Below are 19,957 nucleotides of genomic sequence, written 5' to 3' on the forward strand. Positions count from 1 at the left end.
TATGCCTGATAGTAACGTAAACCTGTCTGATATTTATATCCTTGAACATTAGTCCCGGATAGCATTAACATATGAAGTTATTATCCGCCTCCTTGTAATATTAGTTCTTTATTTAATTATTATAATGAGTTTATTTTTTCTCTCATGTTACATGGAGTACTAATTATTAGCATTATGGTGATAACCATTTATTAAAATGGAAACTATTTATCCGCGAGGGCAGGAAGCGCAATTTACTGAAATTGCGCGATCATGCATCCGGTAAGAAATGATACGCGTTCGTCAGAGATTGGGGGCACAGCCCCCCTTTGTTTATTTTAATCGTTTACCCGAATCATCAACCACTTTCTCGCCATCTTCCTTGCTGAACGCGCCTTTTTGCGCATCTGGCAGGATCTCCAGCACCACTTCCGAAGGACGGCAAAGACGGGTTCCCAGCCGCGTTACCACGATTGGACGGTTAATCAGAATCGGGTGTTGCAACATAAAGTCGATTAACCGATCGTCAGTAAATTTATCTTCTGCCAGACCCAGTTCCTCATACGGTTCAACGTTTTTACGCAGCAGAGCGCGAACAGAAATCCCCATATCAGCAATGAGTTTTACCAGCTCATCACGCGTCGGCGGGGTTTCCAGATAGTGGATAATGGTCGGTTCTGTACCGCTGTTGCGGATCATCTCCAGCGTGTTACGCGACGTGCCGCAGGCCGGGTTGTGATAAATGGTAATGTTGCTCATATCAGTATCTCATTACAAAGTGAAAGAGAGGCGTAGCGCCAGCGCCACCAGCGTTACAAACAGTACCGGCAGGGTCATGATAATTCCTGTGCGGAAGTAATATCCCCAGGTAATCGTCATATTCTTCTGCGAAAGTACGTGCAGCCAGAGCAGCGTTGCCAGGCTACCAATAGGTGTAATTTTCGGCCCCAGATCGCAGCCAATAACGTTGGCGTAAACCATCGCTTCTTTGATCACACCAGACGCCGTGCTGCTATCAATAGACAACGCACCAACCAGTACCGTAGGCATATTGTTCATGATCGAAGAGAGGAAGGCTGTCAGGAATCCGGTGCCCAGCGTCGCCGCCCACAGACCGTTATCTGCCAGTACGTTGAGTACGCCAGAAAGGTAATCTGTCAGTCCCGCATTGCGCAGGCCATAAACCACCAGATACATACCGAGCGAGAAGATGACAATCTGCCAGGGTGCACCGCGCAGCACTTTACCCGTATTGATAGCATGACCGCGTTTAGCGACGACAAATAATATCAGCGCACCCACCGCCGCAATGGCGCTTACCGGAATGCCGAGTGGTTCCAGGACGAAAAATCCCACCAGCAGAAGCAGTAAAACAACCCAGCCAGTTTTGAATGTAGCAGGATCTTTAATCGCTTCGGCGGGAGATTTCAGCAGCGCCATATCGTAGTTCTGCGGAATATCTTTGCGGAAATAGAGATGCAACATCACCAGCGTGGCCAGTATCGCGGCGATATCCACCGGCACCATTACCGAAGCATATTCGCGAAAGCCAAGACCAAAGAAATCTGCCGAAACGATATTCACCAGGTTCGAGACGATAAGCGGCAGGCTGGCGGTATCGGCAATGAATCCGGCCGCCATCACGAACGCCAGCGTAGTGCCTTTGCTGAACCCTAACGCCAGCAGCATGGCGATGACAATCGGCGTTAAAATAAGCGCCGCGCCATCATTGGCAAACAGGGCTGCAACGGCGGCACCGAGCAGGACAATCCAGGTAAACAACAGGCGACCACGACCATTGCCCCAGCGTGAAACGTGCAGCGCCGCCCATTCGAAAAAGCCGGACTCATCCAGCAGCAGACTGATGATAATAACGGCAATAAATGCGGCAGTTGCATTCCAGACGATATTCCACACTACAGGAATATCGCCAGGATGAACCACACCTGTAACTAACGCCAGTATTGCGCCCAGCGTTGCACTCCAGCCGATGCCTAAACCTTTCGGTTGCCAGATAACCAATACGATGGTCAGGACAAAGATAGCGCCTGCCAGTAACATAATGCCTCCCGGATATAACACATGCGAAAATTCATATGTGTTTAGATAAAATTTTTAACTGCAAATGTTCTTACTGTCTGCGGAACAATTTTGTCGGGCCAGGTTACGGACAATAGCCTGAACATTTTCCTGTTCACATCGCCAGGTCTGCTCAATAATTTTTGCAGCCCAGGAAGGAATATGCGGCGATAAACGGTAATGAACCCACTTACCTTGCTTGCGATCCAGCAATAAACCGCTTTCCCGCAGCAATGCCAGGTGGCGTGAGATCTTGGGCTGCGACTGATTCAGGGCAGTACAGAGATCACACACGCATAACTCCCCCATCTCACTGAGCAGTAATACGATGCCCAGGCGGGTCTCATCGGCAAGAATTTTGAAGAGTTGGATGGGTAACAGAATTGACATATTGCGCTCCTGATTGTTGCAGGTAGTGTCTCTCTTCAAAACGGATAAGTCAAAAACATATATGGTTTAACGGATGCGTAGGTGCAAAGGAAGGTAATGGGTGTGAATTAAGCGTTGGGTATTCATTTGAAAAAAGGCCCGAATCAGGACGTAAAAAAACCGACTTGTCGTCGGTTTTTTACTTTTCAGCCCAGAGTTGGTGGCTCTGGCTGGAGTGAGATAGTCATCATCTAACAGCTCAATACTATTAGCCAGTGGCTAACATTGCAAGAATTAGCGATTTCTTCCGCTGGCAGAGGGGCAGTTTGGTATACATGGCGGTGAAAGAGGATTTATATACTTTCACTTGATCGCCGCCGTATTAAGCCTTGTCCGAATCAGGACGTAAAAAAACCGACTTTGCGTCGGTTTTTTACTTTCCAGCCCTGAGTTGGTGGCTCTGGCTGGAGTGAGAATGCCATCATCTAACGCATCAATGCTAATACCATACTGAAACTATTGCAAGGACATGCTGGTTTTATAACCTGAATATACTGTATGATTATCCAGTTAGCTCTGAGGCATTTTCACTCTGGCAATGCGCATAAACGCTTTCAAAGTCCTGATCAGTGGTACGGGTGGTGCCGTTAACTGATGCTCTGGCCGGAGTGAGATAGTCGTCATCTAACAATGGGACATGCGCCGTGACAGGCAATGGATGAGTAAGCGGATGCATTCTCACTCCATCGCATGGAGAAAACGGGTGATTGATAAAGCAATCATCGTTCTTGGAGCGTTAATTGCGCTGCTGGAACTGATCCGCTTCCTGCTTCAGCTTCTGAACTGATAGCGGAAACGTAGCTAAGGGCTAAGAGCACACTACTCTTAGCCCTTTAATATTTAACGCATGGTCACGAACTCTTCTGCCGCCGTCGGGTGAATGGCAACCGTGTTGTCGAAGTCTTTTTTGGTTGCGCCCATCTTCAGCGCCACCGCGAAGCCCTGCAACATTTCGTCCATGCCAAAACCAATGCCGTGAATACCGACAATTTTCTCTTCCGGTCCAACGCACACCAGCTTCATGCGGCACGGCTGGCGGTGAGTGGTGACGGCGGTATACATCGCGGTGAAAGACGATTTATACACTTTCACCTGATCATCGCCGTACTGCTCACGCGCCTGCGGTTCCGTTAAACCAACAGTACCAATCGGCGGATGGCTGAAGACCACGGTCGGAATGTTGCTGTAATCCAGATGCTCATCCGGCTTGTTGTTAAACAGCCGTTCAGAGAGACGGCGACCCGCCGCCACCGCGACCGGCGTCAGTTCCACTGCACCTGTGTTATCGCCCACCGCGTAAATACCTTCAACGTTAGTATTTTGATATTTATCGACGACGATATAGCCTTTTTCGTTGGTTTTAACGCCAGCGGCTTCGAGGTTGATGTTGTCATTGGCAGGTTCACGTCCAATCGCCCAAATCAGGCAATCCACCGTTTCACTGCGACCATCTTCCAGCTCCAACGTCAGGCTGCCATCGGCATTTTTCACCACCGCTTTCGGGATTGCATTGGTGTGCAGCTGCGGGCCTTCAGCGTTCATCACTTCGACCAGTGTTTCAGTGATCATCGGGTCAAAGCTGCGCAGCGGCGCGTGTTTACGCACAAACAGATGCGTCTTCGCGCCGAGGCCGTTAATAACGCCAGCCAGTTCAACGGCGATGTAACCCGCACCAACAACTGCCACGCGCTCTGGCAAAGCGGGTAGGGCAAAGAAACCATCGGAATCAATGCCATATTCCACGCCCGGAATATCCGGGTGGCTTGGACGACCACCGGTGGCGATCAGAATATGATCGGCCGTAATGGTTTCACCGTTTACCTCCAGCGTTTTGGCATCAACGAAGCGGGCAAAGCCCTTGATTACATCAACGTTATTTTTACCGAGCACGTTTTCATAGGAAGTATGAATACGGTCGATATAGGCGGTACGGCTGGCGATCAACGTTTCCCAGTTGAACTTATTTATGGTGGTATCAAAGCCATAATCCGGGCCGTACATGTGGATCGCTTCGCGGATTTGCGCCGCGTGCCACATCACTTTTTTCGGCACGCAGCCAACATTCACGCAGGTGCCGCCCAGTTCTTTGGCTTCAATCAGCGCGCATTTCTGACCGTACATAGCCGCGCGGTTGATGGAGGCGATACCGCCGCTGCCGCCGCCGATGGCGATGTAATCATAGTGTTTAGTCATGACATATTGTCCTTATCGTTGATTACCGCGATTGTAGCGCGAGACGTAATAGGTGCCAGCGATGGTTGCAATTACTCCGGCACGATCCAGCTTACGGTGGCGTGCCCGGTGCCTGCCGGAACCAGTTTGCTGTGCAGCCACGGCAGCACGTTGTTCATTTGCTGCTCCAGCTTCCAAGGTGGATTAATCACAATCATGCCGGAAGCGGTCATACCACGGCGGTCGCTGTCTGGCAGCACCGCTAGTTCAATTTGCAGAATTTTGCGAATGCCGGTCGCTTCCAGGTCGTGGATCATGCGCTTGATCTGCTGGCGCAGCACCACCGGATACCATAATGCGTAAGTGCCGGTAGCGAAACGTTTGTAGCCTTCTGCTATTCCGCTGACCACCGCCTGATAGTCGGTTTTCATTTCATACGGTGGGTCGATAAGTATCAAACCACGGCGGGAAACTGGCGGCAGTTTTGCTTTCAGTTGCAGGAAACCGTCGGCTTTTTCTACGCGCGCACGGCTGTCTTTCTGAAATTCAGAACGCAGCAACGGGTAATCGCTCGGGTGTAGCTCGGTCAGTTGCAGGCTGTCTTGTTCACGCAGTAACTGACGGGCAATCAACGGCGAACCGGGGTAGTAACGCAACTGTCCGCTACGGTTGAAGTGTTTTACCACATTGATGTACGGCTCCAGTTCTGCGGGCAAATCGTCCTGCTGCCAGATACGGGCGATGCCTTCGAGATATTCGCCAGTACGCTCGGCATGTTCGCTGCTTAACTGATAACGCCCGGCACCCGCATGGGTATCGAGATAGAGAAACGGTTTATCTTTCTCTTTCAGCGACTCGATGATCAGGCTCTGAACGGTGTGTTTAAGGACGTCGGCGTGGTTGCCAGCGTGAAAGCTGTGGCGATAACTGAGCATGGGTAAAGGTGTTCCGGTAAGTAAAAATCGGCCCGTATTCGGGGCGCACAAAAGCATATCAGGACAGTATACCGAAAAGAGGACGTCGCCGCGAAAGCGTAACGTTTCTCATTGAAATTCACTACACTTAACCCCATGCTATTACCCATTACGCGTCGGATGGCATCGGCCTATTAACGTAGGCCGGATAAGACGTCAGCGTCGCCTCCGGCGAAAGCGCCTGTGAGCGTTTCGTTCCCTCTATTTAACCAGGACTGTACCTATGACGAATTCGTTACTGACTCCCTTTGAATTGCCTCCGTTTTCTAAAATTCTCCCGGAACATGTCGTTCCTGCTGTCACTAAGGCGCTGAACGACTGCCGCGAAAATGTGGAGCGCGTGGTAGCGCAGGGGGCACCGTACACCTGGGAAAATCTCTGCCAACCGCTGGCGGAAGTGGACGATGTGCTGGGACGTATTTTCTCCCCGGTCAGCCACCTGAACTCGGTGAAAAATAGCCCGGAGCTGCGCGAAGCCTACGAACAAACGCTGCCGCTGCTGTCGGAATACAGCACCTGGGTAGGGCAACACGAAGGGCTGTACAAAGCGTACCGCGATCTGCGCGATGGCGATTACTACGCCACGCTGAACACGGCACAGAAGAAAGCGGTTGATAACGCACTGCGTGATTTTGAACTCTCTGGCATCGGTCTGCCGAAAGAGAAACAGCAGCGTTACGGCGAAATTGCCACCCGTCTTTCTGAGCTGGGCAACCAGTACAGCAACAACGTCCTCGATGCGACGATGGGCTGGACCAAACTCGTCACCGACGAAGCGGAGCTGGCGGGGATGCCAGAAAGCGCGCTGGCTGCAGCAAAAGCCCAGGCCGAAGCGAAAGAACTGGAAGGCTATCTGCTGACGCTGGATATCCCAAGCTACCTGCCGGTAATGACCTACTGCGACAATCAGTTTCTGCGTGAAGAGATGTATCGCGCTTACAGCACCCGCGCCTCCGATCAAGGCCCGAACGCCGGTAAGTGGGACAACAGCAAGGTGATGGAAGAGATCCTCACCCTGCGTCACGAACTGGCGCAACTGCTGGGCTTTGAAAACTACGCCTTTAAATCCCTTGCCACTAAAATGGCAGAAAACCCGCAGCAGGTGCTTGATTTCTTAACCGATCTGGCAAAACGTGCGCGCCCGCAGGGCGAAAAAGAGCTGGCGCAACTGCGCGCCTTCGCCAAAGCGGAATTTGGCGTCGATGAGTTGCAGCCGTGGGATATCGCATACTACAGCGAAAAACAGAAACAGCACCTCTACAGCATCAGTGACGAACAACTGCGTCCGTACTTCCCGGAAAACAAAGCGGTTAACGGCCTGTTTGAAGTGGTGAAACGTATTTACGGCATCACCGCTAAAGAGCGTAAAGATGTTGATGTCTGGCACCCGGATGTACGTTTCTTTGAACTGTATGATGAGAACAACGAACTGCGCGGCAGCTTCTACCTCGACCTGTATGCCCGTGAGAACAAGCGCGGCGGGGCGTGGATGGATGACTGCGTAGGCCAGATGCGCAAAGCCGACGGCTCGCTGCAAAAACCGGTCGCGTATCTGACCTGTAACTTCAACCGCCCGGTGAACGGTAAACCGGCGCTGTTTACCCATGACGAAGTGATCACCCTGTTCCACGAGTTCGGTCATGGTCTGCATCATATGCTGACCCGCATCGAAACTGCCGGTGTTTCCGGGATCAGCGGGGTGCCGTGGGATGCGGTCGAACTGCCGAGCCAGTTTATGGAAAACTGGTGCTGGGAGCCGGAGGCGCTGGCGTTTATCTCCGGTCACTATGAAACCGGCGAACCGCTGCCGAAAGAGCTGCTGGATAAAATGCTGGCGGCGAAGAACTACCAGGCGGCGCTGTTTATTCTGCGCCAATTAGAGTTCGGTCTGTTCGATTTCCGCCTCCATGCAGAGTTCCGCCCGGATCAGGGAGCGAAAATCCTCGAAACCCTGGCAGAAATCAAAAAACTGGTTGCCGTGGTGCCGTCTCCGTCATGGGGTCGTTTCCCACATGCATTTAGCCATATCTTTGCCGGTGGTTATGCCGCAGGTTACTACAGCTACCTGTGGGCCGATGTGCTGGCGGCGGATGCCTTTTCGCGCTTTGAGGAAGAGGGGATCTTCAACCGTGATACTGGACAGTCGTTCCTCGACAACATTCTGAGCCGTGGCGGTTCAGAAGAGCCTATGGAACTGTTCAAACGCTTCCGTGGTCGCGAACCGCAACTGGATGCGATGCTGGAGCATTACGGCATTAAGGGCTGATCATTCAGTGAAAATCTGCTTAATTGATGAATCGGGCGCCGGAGACGGCGCCTTATCTGTTCTGGCGACCCGTTGGGGGCTGGAGCACGATGAAGACAACCTGATGGCGCTGGTATTAACGCCGGAGCATCTGGAACTGCGTAAGCGTGATGAGCCGAAACTTGGCGGCATTTTCGTTGATTTTGTCGGCGGGGCAATGGCGCACCGACGCAAATTCGGCGGTGGTCGCGGTGAGGCGGTAGCAAAAGCGGTGGGCATTAAAGGCGATTATCTGCCGGATGTCGTCGACGCCACCGCAGGGCTGGGGCGCGATGCCTTTGTACTGGCTTCGGTCGGCTGCCGCGTGCGGATGCTGGAACGTAATCCGGTGGTTGCCGCATTGCTCGATGACGGCCTGGCGCGTGGCTATGCCGATGCGGAAATCGGCGGCTGGTTGCAGGAACGGTTGCAGTTGATTCACGCCTCCAGCCTGACGGCGCTGACCGATATTACTCCGCGCCCGCAGGTGGTCTATCTTGACCCGATGTTCCCACATAAGCAGAAAAGCGCGCTGGTGAAAAAAGAGATGCGTGTGTTTCAGTCGCTGGTGGGGCCGGATCTCGATGCCGATGGGTTGCTGGAGCCTGCGCGGTTGCTGGCGACCAAACGTGTGGTGGTGAAGCGCCCGGACTATGCGCCGCCGCTGGCGAATGTCGCCACACCGAACGCGGTTGTTACCAAAGGGCATCGCTTTGATATTTATGCGGGTACGCCGGAGTAAAAGTAAAACGGGTAGCGTTATAGCTACCCGTTTTTCTGCAAAAAAATTAATGGCTTTCCGGTGTCTCAATCATTCGTTTCAGCCAGGGCACCATCATCAACATCACTACTGCAACGCCCAGCGTGACCAGACCAATCTTACCAAACACGTTGGTGTAGACAGGTAACGTCTCAAGCGGATCGGTAATATTGTCTGGCACTGCGGTAAATGTTGCCACATAGCCGCCGAGCAAGAACGCGGCAGCCTGCGTCAGAAACCACATCCCCAGAATAAAACCCATCAAATGCTGCGGCACCAGAGCAGCAACCATTGCCAGCCCCAGGGCGCTAATAAACAGTTCACCCAGGCTCTGGAACAAGTAAACCAGCACGATAAACCACGGTGATGTCAGCCCCTGCGCATCAGCAAACCACATCCCCGCAGCGGCGGCAGTCAGAAAACCCAGCGAGCACATAAACATGCCGAGAGTAAATTTCATCGGCATCGAGAGGTCTTTGCCTTTGTTACCCAGATGAGTATAAATGCCCGCCAGTATTGGGCTGGCGAGTACCACCCAGAACGGGTTAAGCGCCTGGAAGCTGACCGGGTTGATGGAAAAACCGAGAATTTCATGATGCACGTTGTTGATGGCAAAGAAGTTCAGCGACGTTGGCATCTGGGCGTAGAGGATGTAAAACACCACCGCTTCGAGCATCAGCACAAAGGCGACAAACATTTTATTGCGCCCGGTTTTATCCAGCTTGAATGCCTGGCGGAAGAAGATAATGGTGACAACGATGGAGAGGACGATCAGTACCAGATTGGCGACTTCTACGTTGTGCATCAGCCATGCACAGACGAAGATCATCACTACGCTGCCAATCAACACGTACAACAGTTTGCCGAAGTTCAGTGGTCGGAAGTCTGGATCTGACCCAATATTTTGCACCATCCCGCGACAGGCGATGTAGACCAGTAGCGCGACAATCAAACCTACCCCGCACAGGTTATAGGTAACGGAATAACCAAATCTATCGGCAATCACTGGTGCCAGCGACAGCGCCACCAATGAACCAATATTGATCGACATGTAAAACAGAGTGAAAGCACCATCCAGACGCGGGTCTTTCGGTGGATAGCATTTAGAAAGCAGGCTTGCCGGGTTGGCTTTAAACAAGCCGTTGCCGACGGCAATAGTGCCCAGGGCGATGAAAATCAGATCAGGCTTAAGTAGCGACATTCCGGTCATGAAGTAACCAATCGCCAGCACAATAGCCCCAAGAACAATGGTGCGTTTAGTCCCAAGTAGGTGGTCGCCGACATAGCCACCAATGGAGATAAGTCCATAGACCAGCGCAGCAAAAGCGCCAAAGGTGACAAAGGCCTGCTCTTGTGAGAATCCGAGCTGTTTAACGAAGAAAACTGCCAGCACGCCTTGCACGCCGTAGTAGCCGAATCGCTCCCATAATTCGACAAAAAAGATCATGAAAAATGGGCGAGGTTGTTGCAGCATCCCGGTGGGTGTTGTTGTATTCATATTTATTAACCTTCCAATACCATCCTGAAAAGTATGAATGCGTAATTGATTGCGCGCGAAAGATTTTACAGATGTCTAAGATTTTTAATATTGATGTGGTAAATAGTTATATGCACTATTTCTATAGAAAATAACCAGATAATCATGCTGGTTGTTTGAAGTAAGATGGTTTTACATTCTGCTTTTTGATGTGCTGAAAATTTGGATAGCTCTATGTATCTATGAACCTGCAGGCCGTATCTGGAAAACAGGAGTGCGCAAAAGCAGAACGCCCGCATAAGCGGGCGTCGGGAGCAAGTCGGGAGGGGATGATTATTCTTCTTCGTCGCGCAGCGGAACAATCAGCATATCAACGTGAACGGTGTTGATCAGTTGACGCGCGGAAGACATCAGTTTGCTCCAGAAGTCCTGGTGATGACCACAAACAACCAGATCCATATCGTATTTCTTGATTGCATCCACCAGAACCTGACCCAGATCGCCGCTGCCGCTTAGGGTTTCAGTGATTGGGTAACCTGCGTTGGTGGAGAGCTCGGTCAGCGCGTGATGAGTCTCTTCGGAGATGCGTTTCTGCATATCACCCAGATTCACATCAATAAGCCCGGTGTATAGGTCAGAGTAGTTTACATCTACGTGGATCAGAGAAACCTTCGCATTGTAGGGGCGAGCCATAGAGACTGCTTTCTCTACCAGAACTTTGCTTTCCGGGGAGAGATCGACCGCGATGAGAATGTGTTTATAAGCCATAGTGTTACTCCTTCCATAAAGTTGTCGATGACTGGCCAGCTAGCGTTTCTTGTGCCGTTACGTCACCCGCGTCCTGCGAACTACGTGCGCGGGGCTAACCCAGCCGTAAAGATTCAGTGTTAAGACCATCCTTACCTTATAGCGACCCGGATGATCCGTCAATCCGCCTTGCTTACCAATCAGATAATCAAATTTTCGAGATGAATATATTGATAGTGGTTAACCTTATGGAAAAAAAACAAGCTGATCTCCTACACTATCTATAGAGCCGCTCGGATGTGTGTCACGACAAAAGCGGTTTCTCCAGGACCTGGTGTTAACTGATTGGCAGCGTATCGGGAGCGGTAGCCCCGGAGTGGAACTCCGTGGGCCGGTCGCCGGGGAGGAGGTATGATAAGCACCGTCGCATTATTTTGGGCTTTATGTGTCGTTTGCATTGTTAACATGGCGCGCTATTTCTCATCACTACGCGCGTTGTTAGTGGTACTGCGTAATTGCGATCCATTGCTCTATCAATATGTAGATGGAGGGGGCTTTTTTACCTCACATGGCCAACCTAACAAACAGGTGCGTCTCGTTTGGTATATCTATGCTCAGAGGTATCGCGATCATCACGATGATGAGTTTATTCGTCGCTGCGAGCGTGTGCGTCGGCAGTTTATTCTGACCAGCGCCTTGTGTGGTCTGGTCGTGGTAAGCCTGATTGCATTGATGATCTGGCATTAAGTACCACAGCAATAACGCATAAAAAAAGCGGGTCAGAAAACTGACCCGCTCGTTTTTATGCGTGCGATTACAGGAACTGCAAGGAGATCCAGTACAGCCCGCCGGAGAGCAGTATCGCAGCCGGGAGAGTAAACACCCACGCCATCAGAATGCTGGTTACTGTTTTACGCTGTAAGCCGCCACCATCAACAACCATCGTCCCCGCTACGGAAGAGGAGAGTACGTGAGTGGTGGAAACCGGCATCCCGGTATAACTCGCCAGGCCGATAGACACCGCAGCCGTCATCTGGGCAGACATCCCCTGAGCGTAGGTCATGCCTTTCTTACCGATTTTCTCACCGATAGTCGTTGCCACGCGACGCCAGCCAATCATCGTACCGATACCTAACGCCAGCGCGACCGCCATGATGATCCACACCGGAGCGTACTCGATGGTACTCAGCATATCGGACTTCAGTTTCTTCAATAGACGCTGATCATCTGCTGTGACGCCAGGCATTTTCACCACTTTGTCGATGGTGTCAGAAACGCACAGCATAATGCGGCGCATCTGGCTACGTTGGTCAAGCGACAGCTTGTCGTAGCTTTCCACGTCAGCAGTCAACATGCCTTTCAGGCGATTGAGCGCGTTAATGGTATTCGACGGATGGCAATGGAACTCCGCAGGTTGTGTTGCGCCTGCTTCCGGAGTCGGTACTAACTGATCAGCACCGGTCGCCTGTTTCAGCAGTGCAGGGTGTTGCTCAAAATAAGCTTCCACGTTGTTGATTGCATCACGGGTACGAGTGATTTCGTAGCCTGAGGCATTCATATTAACCACGAAGCCCGCTGGTGCGACGCCAATCAGCACCAGCATAACCAGACCAATGCCTTTCTGACCATCGTTCGCACCGTGAGAAAACGCCACGCCGACAGCGGAAAGGATCAGCGCGATACGCGTCCAGAACGGCGGCTTTTTCTTGCCGTCTTTCTTTTCACGCTCCGCTGGGGTCAGGTGGATACGGGCGCGTTTCTTAGTGCCGCTCCAGTAGCGACGCAGCAAGAAAATCAGACCGCCAGCAAACACCAGGCCGACAATAGGGGAAACGATCAGAGATGCGAAAATACTTAATACTTTCGGGATATTGAGTGCATCCACCACTGACGTACCGGTCATCAACGCATTGGTTAAACCAATACCGATGATTGCGCCGATCAGCGTATGGGAGCTGGATGCAGGCAAACCAAAGTACCAGGTACCCAGGTTCCAGATAATCGCTGCCAGCAACATAGAGAACACCATGGCGAGACCATGGGACGATCCCATATTAAGCAGCAAGTCTGTCGGTAGCATATGCACAATGGCATAGGCAACACTAAGACCACCCAGCAAAACACCCAGGAAGTTGAACACTGCCGCCATAACCACTGCGAGCTGAGAACGCATCGCGCGGGTATAGATGACAGTTGCCACAGCGTTGGCTGTGTCATGGAAACCATTAATGGCTTCGTAGAACAGCACAAAAGCCAGTGCAAGCAATAATAACAGCCCGGTATGCAAATCCAGGCCAGCAAACAAATGTAGCATAGGACGTTACGCCATTTTGAGGACATGAACGCGGCGCATTATCAGTGACTTTCGCGGCGCGGGCAAAGTGAAATATAGATTTTTTTGATTTGCCTCCTGTATGATTTTTACCCAAAAAATAATTATCTTATATAATTCAGGTAAATACTTCCCCTAAGTAATATTGATGCTGGTGCGACCACTGAGGAATCTTTACAATTCACGCCCGTTTTTTCTAAGAGGAGCGCAACGTGGAAAGGTTTGATGCCATTATTATAGGCGCTGGTGCGGCTGGTATGTTCTGTTCTGCGCTGGCAGGTCAGGCGGGACGCAGAGTTTTGCTGATTGATAATGGTAAAAAACCGGGGCGCAAAATCCTCATGTCTGGCGGTGGGCGCTGCAACTTTACCAACCTTTATGTCGAACCTGGCGCCTATCTGAGCCAGAATCCGCATTTTTGTAAGTCAGCTCTCGCCCGCTTTACCCAGTGGGATTTCATTGATCTGGTCAATAAACACGGCATCGCCTGGCACGAGAAAACGTTAGGACAACTCTTCTGTGATGACTCTGCACAGCAGATTGTCGACATGCTGGTGGATGAGTGTGAAAAGGGTAATGTGACCTTCCGATTGCGCAGCGAAGTGCTGAGTGTGGCAAAGGATGAAACGGGGTTTACGCTTGAACTGAACGGTATGACCGTCGGCTGCGATAAACTGGTCATTGCCACCGGAGGCCTCTCGATGCCTGGTCTGGGCGCATCGCCGTTCGGTTATAAAATTGCCGAACAATTTGGCCTCAACGTGTTGCCAACCCGCGCTGGCCTGGTGCCATTCACCCTGCATAAACCGTTGCTGGAAGAGTTACAGGTGCTGGCGGGCGTGGCGGTGCCTTCGGTGATCACCGCTGAAAACGGCACCGTATTTCGCGAGAACTTACTCTTCACTCATCGTGGCTTATCCGGCCCTGCGGTATTACAGATTTCCAGCTACTGGCAGCCGGGCGAATTTGTCAGCATCAATCTGCTACCGGATGTGGATCTCGAAACCTTCCTTAATGAGCAGCGTAACGTACATCCAAACCAGAGCCTGAAGAACACCCTGGCGGTTCATCTGCCGAAACGGTTGGTTGAACGGTTACAACAACTGGGGCAAATCCCGGATGTCTCGCTAAAACAGCTCAACGTGCGTGATCAACAGGCGCTGATTACCACATTAACCGAATGGCGTGTGCAGCCCAACGGCACCGAAGGCTATCGCACCGCCGAAGTGACGCTCGGCGGTGTGGACACCAACGAACTCTCTTCACGGACAATGGAAGCGCGCAAAGTGCCGGGGCTGTACTTCATTGGTGAAGTGATGGACGTCACCGGCTGGCTGGGGGGCTATAACTTCCAGTGGGCGTGGTCGAGCGCATGGGCTTGTGCGCAGGATTTGGCGGCTGTGAATAAATAATAAAAATTCGGCGCCGTTATCAACATCAAGGCCGGGAAGCGGGAACTAATGGTTCCCGCTTAACGTTTTATTCACCGCGCAAAATCTGGCGGAAATGGGAAACCAGCGGACGTTGGTTGGCTTTATGCCATGCTGCCCATAATTGCGTTGAATAATTCATCCACGGCAATTCACGTAATACCACCCCTTCCGGCGCATTATGACGCAGACTATGTTGAATTAAGGCCAGACCTAATCCCGCAGCGACCAGACCTAATGCCGTGAGTGGTTCACCCGCTTCCAGGCGAATATCAGGATTAAACCCGGCGTTAACACAGGCGGCGACAAAATGATCGCGAGAATGCGCATCGTCGTTATGAATCACCGCAATCCACTGCTCATCGCCAAGTTGTGACGCGACAAGGTTTTCCTCCTGCGCCAGAGGATGATTTTGCGGTAAGGCCAACAACATTCGATCATCCAGAACCTGAATATATTCCAGATCCTGCTCGCTGTCGGCGGGCGGCGTATCGACCAGAGAAAAATCGAGACTGCGCTGGCGCAGGCCTTCAATCTGGGTGGCCGGTGGTTGGCTGTAAAGTGCGATATGCACATTCGGACGCGATACACGTAACGTACGTAGCGCCGTAGAAAGCACCCCGGAATGCATGGCGTTTTCAATATAGCCAATACACAAGCCACCATCTTCCCCCCGTCCCAGGCGTTTGCCTAACGACTCCAGACGGTTGGCGTGTGTCAGCAACGAACGTGTTTCGGCAAGGAATGTCTGTCCATCAGCGGTCAGGCGAATGCGCTGCTGATTACGCTCAAACAGCATCAGCCCCAGCCGTTCTTCCAGTTGTGCAATCTGGCGGCTCAGCGGTGATTGCGAGATATGTAATCGCTCGGCTGCGCGTCCCACGTGCTCTTCTTCTGCGACCACCACGAAGTACTTCAGTTGGCGTAAATCAATCATGTTAGACCTCAAAGGACTTAAGTCAGACGAATTATGTCCTATCAAGTCACAACCTCGCAAGGTAATGTGATCCACGTCACAGGGCGATAGCAAAAAACGCCCGAACCCAAACCGAATAATTGAGGACATCTTATGAGCATCAAAAATTTACTTCCCGGCAAAATTGGCTTAGGCGGCGCACCGCTCGGCAACATGTTCCGTGCCATTCCGGAAGAAGAGGCCCACGCCACCGTGAGCGAAGCCTGGAACCTGGGCGTGCGTTACTTTGATACCGCGCCGCTGTACGGCTCTGGCCTTTCTGAGATTCGTATGGGTGAAGCGCTGTCTCAGTATCCACGCGATGAATACGTTCTGAGCAGCAAAGTCGGCCGCATCATGCTGGACGAAATGGAAGATCCGGCAAAACGTGATTTCGGTGAAAAAGGTGGCCTGTTCGAACACGGCCTGAAAAACAAAATTCTGAATGACTACTCTGCTGACGCCACGCTGCGCTCGATTGAAGACAGCCTGAAACGCCTGAAAACAGACCGTCTGGATATTGTCTGGATCCACGACCCGGCGCAGGACTTCTACGGTGACAGCTGGCTGGAGCAGTTCAACATTGCTCGTACCGGTGCGTTTCGTGCGCTGACGCGTTTGCGTGACGAAGGTGTGATTAAAGCCTGGGGACTGGGTGTGAACCGCGTCGAACCTTGCGAACTGACGCTGGCGCTGGACGAACCGAAGCCAGATGCGTTCCTGCTGGCGGGGCGTTATTCCCTGCTGGATCACGAACGTGCGCTGCAACGCCTGATGCCAGAAGCACTGGAACAGAATGTGGATATCGTTGTCGGTGGTCCGTACAGCTCTGGCGTACTGGCAGGCGGCGAGCACTTTGAATATCAGAAAGCCTCTGCGGCCATCCAGCAGAAAGTGGCGCAAATTAACGCCATTGCCACACGTTTCAATGTGAACGTTAAAGCAGCTGCGCTGCAGTTTGCGCTGGCAAACCCGGCCGTTGCGGCGGTTATTCCTGGCTCCAGCCGTCCTGGCCGTATGGCAGAAGATCTGGCTGCACTGAATGCGCCTGTTCCGGCTGAATTCTGGGCAGAAATGCGCCGTCAAAATCTGGTTGCGGAAAACGCTCCGCTGCCGACCCGTTAAGCAACCTGGTGAGAAAACGATGAAACTGGATCTGACAGGTAAAGTCGCGGTGGTCAGCGGCTCAACCTCCGGCATTGGGCAGGGTATCGCCGCCGGACTGGCAAAAGCAGGCGCAACGGTGGTTGTCGTCGGCCGTAAACAGAGCGGCGTTGATGACGCCATGGCTGCGATTGCGGCACAAACTCCCACAGCGTCACTGCGCGGCGTGGTGGCCGATCTCAGCACCGAAGACGGCGTGGCTGCGCTGATCGCTGCAGTCCCAACGGCTGATGTGCTGGTCAATAATCTGGGTATTTTCAACGATAAAGATTTCTTTAGCGTGCCGGATGATGAGTGGATGCACTTCTATAACGTCAACGTCCTCTCCGGCGTTCGTCTGGCGCGTCACTATGCGCCAGGCATGACGGAACAGGGCTGGGGGCGGATTATCTTTGTCTCGTCTGAATCCGGCGTGGCAATCCCTGGCGACATGATCAACTACGGCGTCACCAAAGCCGCGAATCTGGCGGTCTCTCATGGTCTGGCGAAACGACTGGCGGGGACCGGTGTGACCGTCAACGCCATTCTGCCAGGGCCAACCTTTACCGATGGCCTGAAAGAGATGCTGGCGGATGCCGCTGCACAGTCGGGACGCAGTGCGCGTGAACAGGCCGATGAGTTTGTTAAAACCTCGCGTCCGAGCTCCATCATCCAGCGTGCGGCGGATGTGGAAGAAGTGGCGAATCTGGCGGTTTATCTCGCGTCACCACTTTCCTCGGCAACCACAGGGGCAGCCCTGCGCGTCGATGGCGGTGTCGTCGACACCCTGACTATGTAACCCTATAAATTAAGAGAAAATTATCATGGCTAAAACAACTGTATCAATCGAAATCCCGGCTTCTGCCGACGCCGTATGGCAATTGATGGGCGGCTTTGATGCGCTGCCAGACTGGCTGCCATTCATCCCGAAAAGTGTGGTGACAGAAGGTGGTCGCGTTCGTTCGCTGACAACCTCTGACGGTGGCACTGTGGTTGAACGTCTGGAAGCGTTTGATAACCGTCAACGCAGTTATACCTATTCCATTATTCAGGCACCGTTCCCGGTGGTGGATTACCTCTCCACCATTACCGTTCATGAAACCGCCGACAGCCAGGTTTCCCGTGTGGAATGGTTCGGTGAATTCACCCCGGTGAATGTGACGAACGAAGAGGCCGAGGCGCTGTTTACCGGCATCTATCGGGATGGTCTCAAGGCGCTGAAGGACAACTTTGTTGCCTGATGCGATCGACAGGCGTCGGAATGTCCGGCGTCTGATTATTAACAAAAACAGAATAGTCTGTTGTCATTTGTATCATTTATGTTATCAGACGGCAGGCGTATTCTCTCCCCATCGCGTTAATAAACGCCAAACAATTAAGACACTCTGGAATATAAACATGAAAACGATCATCGCAATTTTTACGGCTTCTCTTTTCTCTGTCGCGGCGTTTAACGCATCGGCGCAAAGCGTGACAGCAACCGGTACAACACTGGATTCTGCGGAAGCGGTTATTGCGCAGAAAGCGAAAGAGATGAACGCCTCCGAATACAAAATTACCAGCGCTCGCATGGGCAATACCGTCACCATGAGTGCCGAACTGTATAAATAATCGCGCGAGGAACCCATTATGTTATTTGCTAAATATGCGCTGAATGCGTTGCCATTAAAAAACCGCATTGTAATGCCACCGATGACGCGTTCCCGCGCCGGTGCGGGTGACGTTGCGACTGACATGATGGCGGACTATTACGCGCAGCGTGCCAGTGCTGGACTTATCATCAGCGAAGGTACGCAAATCAGCCAGCAGGGGCAGGGTTATGCCTGGACGCCGGGTATTTATTCTGAGGCGCAGATTGCTGGCTGGAAAAAAGTGACCGATGCGGTACATCACGCAGGTGGTAAAATTTTTGCTCAGCTGTGGCACGTCGGTCGCGTGTCTCATACCGTGCTGCAACCGAACGGCGCCGCACCGGTGTCCTCTTCGGCGATTCAGGCCGAAGGGGTAAAAGTGTTTGTCGATGTGGAAGGCCGTGGTCCGGAGAACGGCGTTGGCGAGATGGTTCAGCATGACATGCCACGTGCACTGACGCTGGAAGAGATCCCGTCAATCGTTGATGACTATGCACAGGCGGCGCGTAATGCGATTGCCGCTGGCTTTGACGGTATTGAGTTGCACGGCGCGAACGGCTATCTCATTAACCAGTTCATTGACTCGCAGGCCAACCTGCGTGATGACGAATACGGCGGCTCGCTGCAAAATCGTCTGCGCTTTATGAAAGAGGTGGTGGAAGCTGTCTCTTCGGCGATTGGTAAAGAGCGTGTAGGAATTCGTCTCGCGCCGCTGACTACGCTGATGGGCTCCAGAGACGATACGCCGGAAGCGACCTACCTCGCGGCGGCAAGCGTACTGAACGAGCTGGGGATTGCCTATATCCATATTGCCGAAGCCGACTGGGAAGATGCGCCGGTGATGCCTGCGGCCTTTAAAGAAGCGCTGCGCATAATTTTCCACGGCACGCTGATTTACTCCGGTAAATACACCAAAGCGCGCGCCGAAGAGGCGCTGGCTAACGGCTGGGCTGATCTGATTGGTTTTGGTCGTCCGTTTATTGCCAACCCGGATCTTCCGCATCGTCTGGAAAACGATTTACCGCTGAATGCGCCCATCAAAGAGAAATTCTTTGGCGGCGGTAAAGATGGATATCTGGATTATCCGGTTCTCTGAATTTGTTTTTTGTCACATGTAGATATCGTTACATATCAATTTGTTGTGTTTTTAGTGGCATTATTTTCATGTCAAATATTGAAACTTTTTTAACGCTACAGCCTCAGAATAACGCTTGCGTTACATATCCCATGACCACTGCCATTCCTAAAATTACCATCAGAAAGGCAATAATCATCGGCGTGCGAAACATCGATTTCAGCAAAATAACTTCTGTTAAGCTGGCACCCGCGCTACCGATGATGAGTGCCATTACAGCTCCCATCCCCATGCCTTTGGTCATTAATACCGAGGCGAGGGGAATTACGGCCTCTGCACGTATATAGAGCGGGATACCTATAACCGCGCTCAAGGGGATGGCCAGTGGATTATCCGTTCCGGCATGTGCTGCAATCCATTGCGCTGGAATAAAGCTAGACTGGCCCCCTGAATCTCCAGACAACCAATATCACTTAAATAAGTGATAGTC

Annotated in this window: 19 protein-coding genes and 1 pseudogene; 10 read left to right on the forward strand and 10 right to left on the reverse strand. The window is 52.1% G+C overall.

All coding sequences use genetic code 11. The features are described 5' to 3' along the window. Positions 1 to 312: 312 nt before the first annotated feature. The 3 genes from arsC to arsR are packed head-to-tail and all read right to left on the reverse strand — an operon-like array spanning position 313 to position 2,448. On the reverse strand, positions 313 to 738 hold the full coding sequence (arsC, locus tag BEG40_RS19780) for a glutaredoxin-dependent arsenate reductase (protein ID WP_000065770.1): 426 nt from the start codon (positions 736 to 738) through the stop codon (positions 313 to 315). Positions 739 to 750: 12 nt separating this feature from the next. Continuing rightward, positions 751 to 2,040 carry an arsenite/antimonite:H(+) antiporter ArsB gene (gene arsB, locus BEG40_RS19785; protein ID WP_010357270.1) on the reverse strand — a complete coding sequence of 430 codons (1,290 nt, stop codon included), beginning with the start codon at positions 2,038 to 2,040 and terminating at the stop codon, positions 751 to 753. Between the two features lie 54 nt (positions 2,041 to 2,094). Then, complete coding sequence (arsR, locus tag BEG40_RS19790; RefSeq protein ID WP_105285995.1) at positions 2,095 to 2,448, reverse strand: As(III)-sensing metalloregulatory transcriptional repressor ArsR; 354 nt, start codon at positions 2,446 to 2,448, stop codon at positions 2,095 to 2,097. Positions 2,449 to 3,190: 742 nt separating this feature from the next. On the opposite strand from arsR, the gene dinQ reads away from it, so the two are divergent. Further along, positions 3,191 to 3,274: a damage-inducible type I toxin DinQ gene (gene dinQ / locus BEG40_RS19800; RefSeq protein WP_001295215.1), complete on the forward strand. Its 84-nt coding sequence runs from the start codon at positions 3,191 to 3,193 to the stop codon at positions 3,272 to 3,274. 53 nt (positions 3,275 to 3,327) lie between these two features. Here the strand turns inward: dinQ and gorA are convergent, their stop codons facing one another. Continuing rightward, positions 3,328 to 4,680, reverse strand: a complete 1,353-nt coding sequence (gene gorA, locus BEG40_RS19805; protein WP_000160819.1) for a glutathione-disulfide reductase — start codon at positions 4,678 to 4,680, stop codon at positions 3,328 to 3,330. A 71-nt stretch (positions 4,681 to 4,751) separates the two neighbouring features. Then, complete coding sequence (rlmJ, locus tag BEG40_RS19810; RefSeq protein ID WP_010349921.1) at positions 4,752 to 5,594, reverse strand: 23S rRNA (adenine(2030)-N(6))-methyltransferase; 843 nt, start codon at positions 5,592 to 5,594, stop codon at positions 4,752 to 4,754. 262 nt (positions 5,595 to 5,856) lie between these two features. Here rlmJ and prlC point away from each other — a divergent pair, with 262 nt between their 5' ends. Next, the gene (prlC, locus tag BEG40_RS19815) at positions 5,857 to 7,899 is read left to right on the forward strand and encodes an oligopeptidase A (RefSeq protein WP_105285996.1); all 2,043 of its coding nucleotides are present in this window, start codon (positions 5,857 to 5,859) and stop codon (positions 7,897 to 7,899) included. A gap of 7 nt (positions 7,900 to 7,906) precedes the next feature. Further along, complete coding sequence (gene rsmJ, locus BEG40_RS19820; protein WP_000686600.1) at positions 7,907 to 8,659, forward strand: 16S rRNA (guanine(1516)-N(2))-methyltransferase RsmJ; 753 nt, start codon at positions 7,907 to 7,909, stop codon at positions 8,657 to 8,659. A gap of 46 nt (positions 8,660 to 8,705) precedes the next feature. Here rsmJ and dtpB read toward each other — a convergent pair whose 3' ends face one another. Both dtpB and uspA read right to left on the reverse strand, forming a co-directional pair. Beyond that, positions 8,706 to 10,175 carry a dipeptide/tripeptide permease DtpB gene (gene dtpB / locus BEG40_RS19825; protein ID WP_016158891.1) on the reverse strand — a complete coding sequence of 490 codons (1,470 nt, stop codon included), beginning with the start codon at positions 10,173 to 10,175 and terminating at the stop codon, positions 8,706 to 8,708. A gap of 312 nt (positions 10,176 to 10,487) precedes the next feature. Continuing rightward, positions 10,488 to 10,922, reverse strand: a complete 435-nt coding sequence (gene uspA / locus BEG40_RS19835) for a universal stress protein UspA (protein WP_000323571.1) — start codon at positions 10,920 to 10,922, stop codon at positions 10,488 to 10,490. Between the two features lie 390 nt (positions 10,923 to 11,312). Between uspA and uspB the strand changes: the two genes are divergently transcribed. Then, positions 11,313 to 11,648, forward strand: coding sequence for a universal stress protein UspB (gene uspB / locus BEG40_RS19840; protein ID WP_000626187.1), 336 nt, complete (start codon positions 11,313 to 11,315; stop codon positions 11,646 to 11,648). Between the two features lie 67 nt (positions 11,649 to 11,715). Here uspB and pitA read toward each other — a convergent pair whose 3' ends face one another. Further along, positions 11,716 to 13,215, reverse strand: coding sequence for an inorganic phosphate transporter PitA (gene pitA / locus BEG40_RS19845; RefSeq protein ID WP_000902771.1), 1,500 nt, complete (start codon positions 13,213 to 13,215; stop codon positions 11,716 to 11,718). Positions 13,216 to 13,445: 230 nt separating this feature from the next. On the opposite strand from pitA, the gene BEG40_RS19850 reads away from it, so the two are divergent. Continuing rightward, positions 13,446 to 14,645: a BaiN/RdsA family NAD(P)/FAD-dependent oxidoreductase gene (locus BEG40_RS19850; protein WP_105285997.1), complete on the forward strand. Its 1,200-nt coding sequence runs from the start codon at positions 13,446 to 13,448 to the stop codon at positions 14,643 to 14,645. A 67-nt stretch (positions 14,646 to 14,712) separates the two neighbouring features. Here the strand turns inward: BEG40_RS19850 and BEG40_RS19855 are convergent, their stop codons facing one another. Next, positions 14,713 to 15,600, reverse strand: coding sequence for a LysR substrate-binding domain-containing protein (locus BEG40_RS19855; RefSeq protein ID WP_000566329.1), 888 nt, complete (start codon positions 15,598 to 15,600; stop codon positions 14,713 to 14,715). A 132-nt stretch (positions 15,601 to 15,732) separates the two neighbouring features. On the opposite strand from BEG40_RS19855, the gene BEG40_RS19860 reads away from it, so the two are divergent. From BEG40_RS19860 to BEG40_RS19880, 5 genes are all read left to right on the forward strand, one after another. After that, entirely contained in the window at positions 15,733 to 16,743 is a 1,011-nt protein-coding gene (locus BEG40_RS19860; protein WP_000023622.1) for an aldo/keto reductase, read from the forward strand. A gap of 19 nt (positions 16,744 to 16,762) precedes the next feature. Further along, positions 16,763 to 17,560, forward strand: a complete 798-nt coding sequence (locus BEG40_RS19865; RefSeq protein ID WP_000762716.1) for an SDR family NAD(P)-dependent oxidoreductase — start codon at positions 16,763 to 16,765, stop codon at positions 17,558 to 17,560. A gap of 25 nt (positions 17,561 to 17,585) precedes the next feature. Continuing rightward, positions 17,586 to 18,002: an SRPBCC family protein gene (locus BEG40_RS19870; protein ID WP_001140838.1), complete on the forward strand. Its 417-nt coding sequence runs from the start codon at positions 17,586 to 17,588 to the stop codon at positions 18,000 to 18,002. Positions 18,003 to 18,159: 157 nt separating this feature from the next. Then, positions 18,160 to 18,372, forward strand: a complete 213-nt coding sequence (locus BEG40_RS19875) for a YdgH/BhsA/McbA family protein (protein ID WP_000848792.1) — start codon at positions 18,160 to 18,162, stop codon at positions 18,370 to 18,372. An 18-nt stretch (positions 18,373 to 18,390) separates the two neighbouring features. Further along, on the forward strand, positions 18,391 to 19,488 hold the full coding sequence (locus BEG40_RS19880; protein ID WP_105285998.1) for an alkene reductase: 1,098 nt from the start codon (positions 18,391 to 18,393) through the stop codon (positions 19,486 to 19,488). Positions 19,489 to 19,591: 103 nt separating this feature from the next. Here the strand turns inward: BEG40_RS19880 and BEG40_RS19885 are convergent. Further along, positions 19,592 to 19,900 (reverse strand): annotated as a pseudogene (locus tag BEG40_RS19885) (permease); the annotation flags it as partial. Positions 19,901 to 19,957 lie beyond the last annotated feature (57 nt).

Source organism: Escherichia sp. MOD1-EC5495 (assembly GCF_002965965.1).
In the GTDB taxonomy this organism is placed as follows: Bacteria; Pseudomonadota; Gammaproteobacteria; order Enterobacterales; family Enterobacteriaceae; genus Escherichia; species Escherichia ruysiae.

Excerpts from the sequence above, each read along its gene's own strand:
- arsC (WP_000065770.1), bottom strand. The coding sequence starts at position 738 with ATGAGCAACATTACCATTTATCACAACCCGGCCTGCGGCACGTCGCGT.
- arsB (WP_010357270.1), bottom strand. The coding sequence starts at position 2,040 with ATGTTACTGGCAGGCGCTATCTTTGTCCTGACCATCGTATTGGTTATC.
- arsR (WP_105285995.1), bottom strand. The coding sequence starts at position 2,448 with ATGTCAATTCTGTTACCCATCCAACTCTTCAAAATTCTTGCCGATGAG.
- gorA (WP_000160819.1), bottom strand. The coding sequence starts at position 4,680 with ATGACTAAACACTATGATTACATCGCCATCGGCGGCGGCAGCGGCGGT.
- rlmJ (WP_010349921.1), bottom strand. The coding sequence starts at position 5,594 with ATGCTCAGTTATCGCCACAGCTTTCACGCTGGCAACCACGCCGACGTC.
- prlC (WP_105285996.1), top strand. The coding sequence starts at position 5,857 with ATGACGAATTCGTTACTGACTCCCTTTGAATTGCCTCCGTTTTCTAAA.
- dtpB (WP_016158891.1), bottom strand. The coding sequence starts at position 10,175 with ATGAATACAACAACACCCACCGGGATGCTGCAACAACCTCGCCCATTT.
- uspA (WP_000323571.1), bottom strand. The coding sequence starts at position 10,922 with ATGGCTTATAAACACATTCTCATCGCGGTCGATCTCTCCCCGGAAAGC.
- uspB (WP_000626187.1), top strand. The coding sequence starts at position 11,313 with ATGATAAGCACCGTCGCATTATTTTGGGCTTTATGTGTCGTTTGCATT.
- pitA (WP_000902771.1), bottom strand. The coding sequence starts at position 13,215 with ATGCTACATTTGTTTGCTGGCCTGGATTTGCATACCGGGCTGTTATTA.
- BEG40_RS19855 (WP_000566329.1), bottom strand. The coding sequence starts at position 15,600 with ATGATTGATTTACGCCAACTGAAGTACTTCGTGGTGGTCGCAGAAGAA.
- BEG40_RS19860 (WP_000023622.1), top strand. The coding sequence starts at position 15,733 with ATGAGCATCAAAAATTTACTTCCCGGCAAAATTGGCTTAGGCGGCGCA.
- BEG40_RS19865 (WP_000762716.1), top strand. The coding sequence starts at position 16,763 with ATGAAACTGGATCTGACAGGTAAAGTCGCGGTGGTCAGCGGCTCAACC.
- BEG40_RS19870 (WP_001140838.1), top strand. The coding sequence starts at position 17,586 with ATGGCTAAAACAACTGTATCAATCGAAATCCCGGCTTCTGCCGACGCC.
- BEG40_RS19875 (WP_000848792.1), top strand. The coding sequence starts at position 18,160 with ATGAAAACGATCATCGCAATTTTTACGGCTTCTCTTTTCTCTGTCGCG.
- BEG40_RS19880 (WP_105285998.1), top strand. The coding sequence starts at position 18,391 with ATGTTATTTGCTAAATATGCGCTGAATGCGTTGCCATTAAAAAACCGC.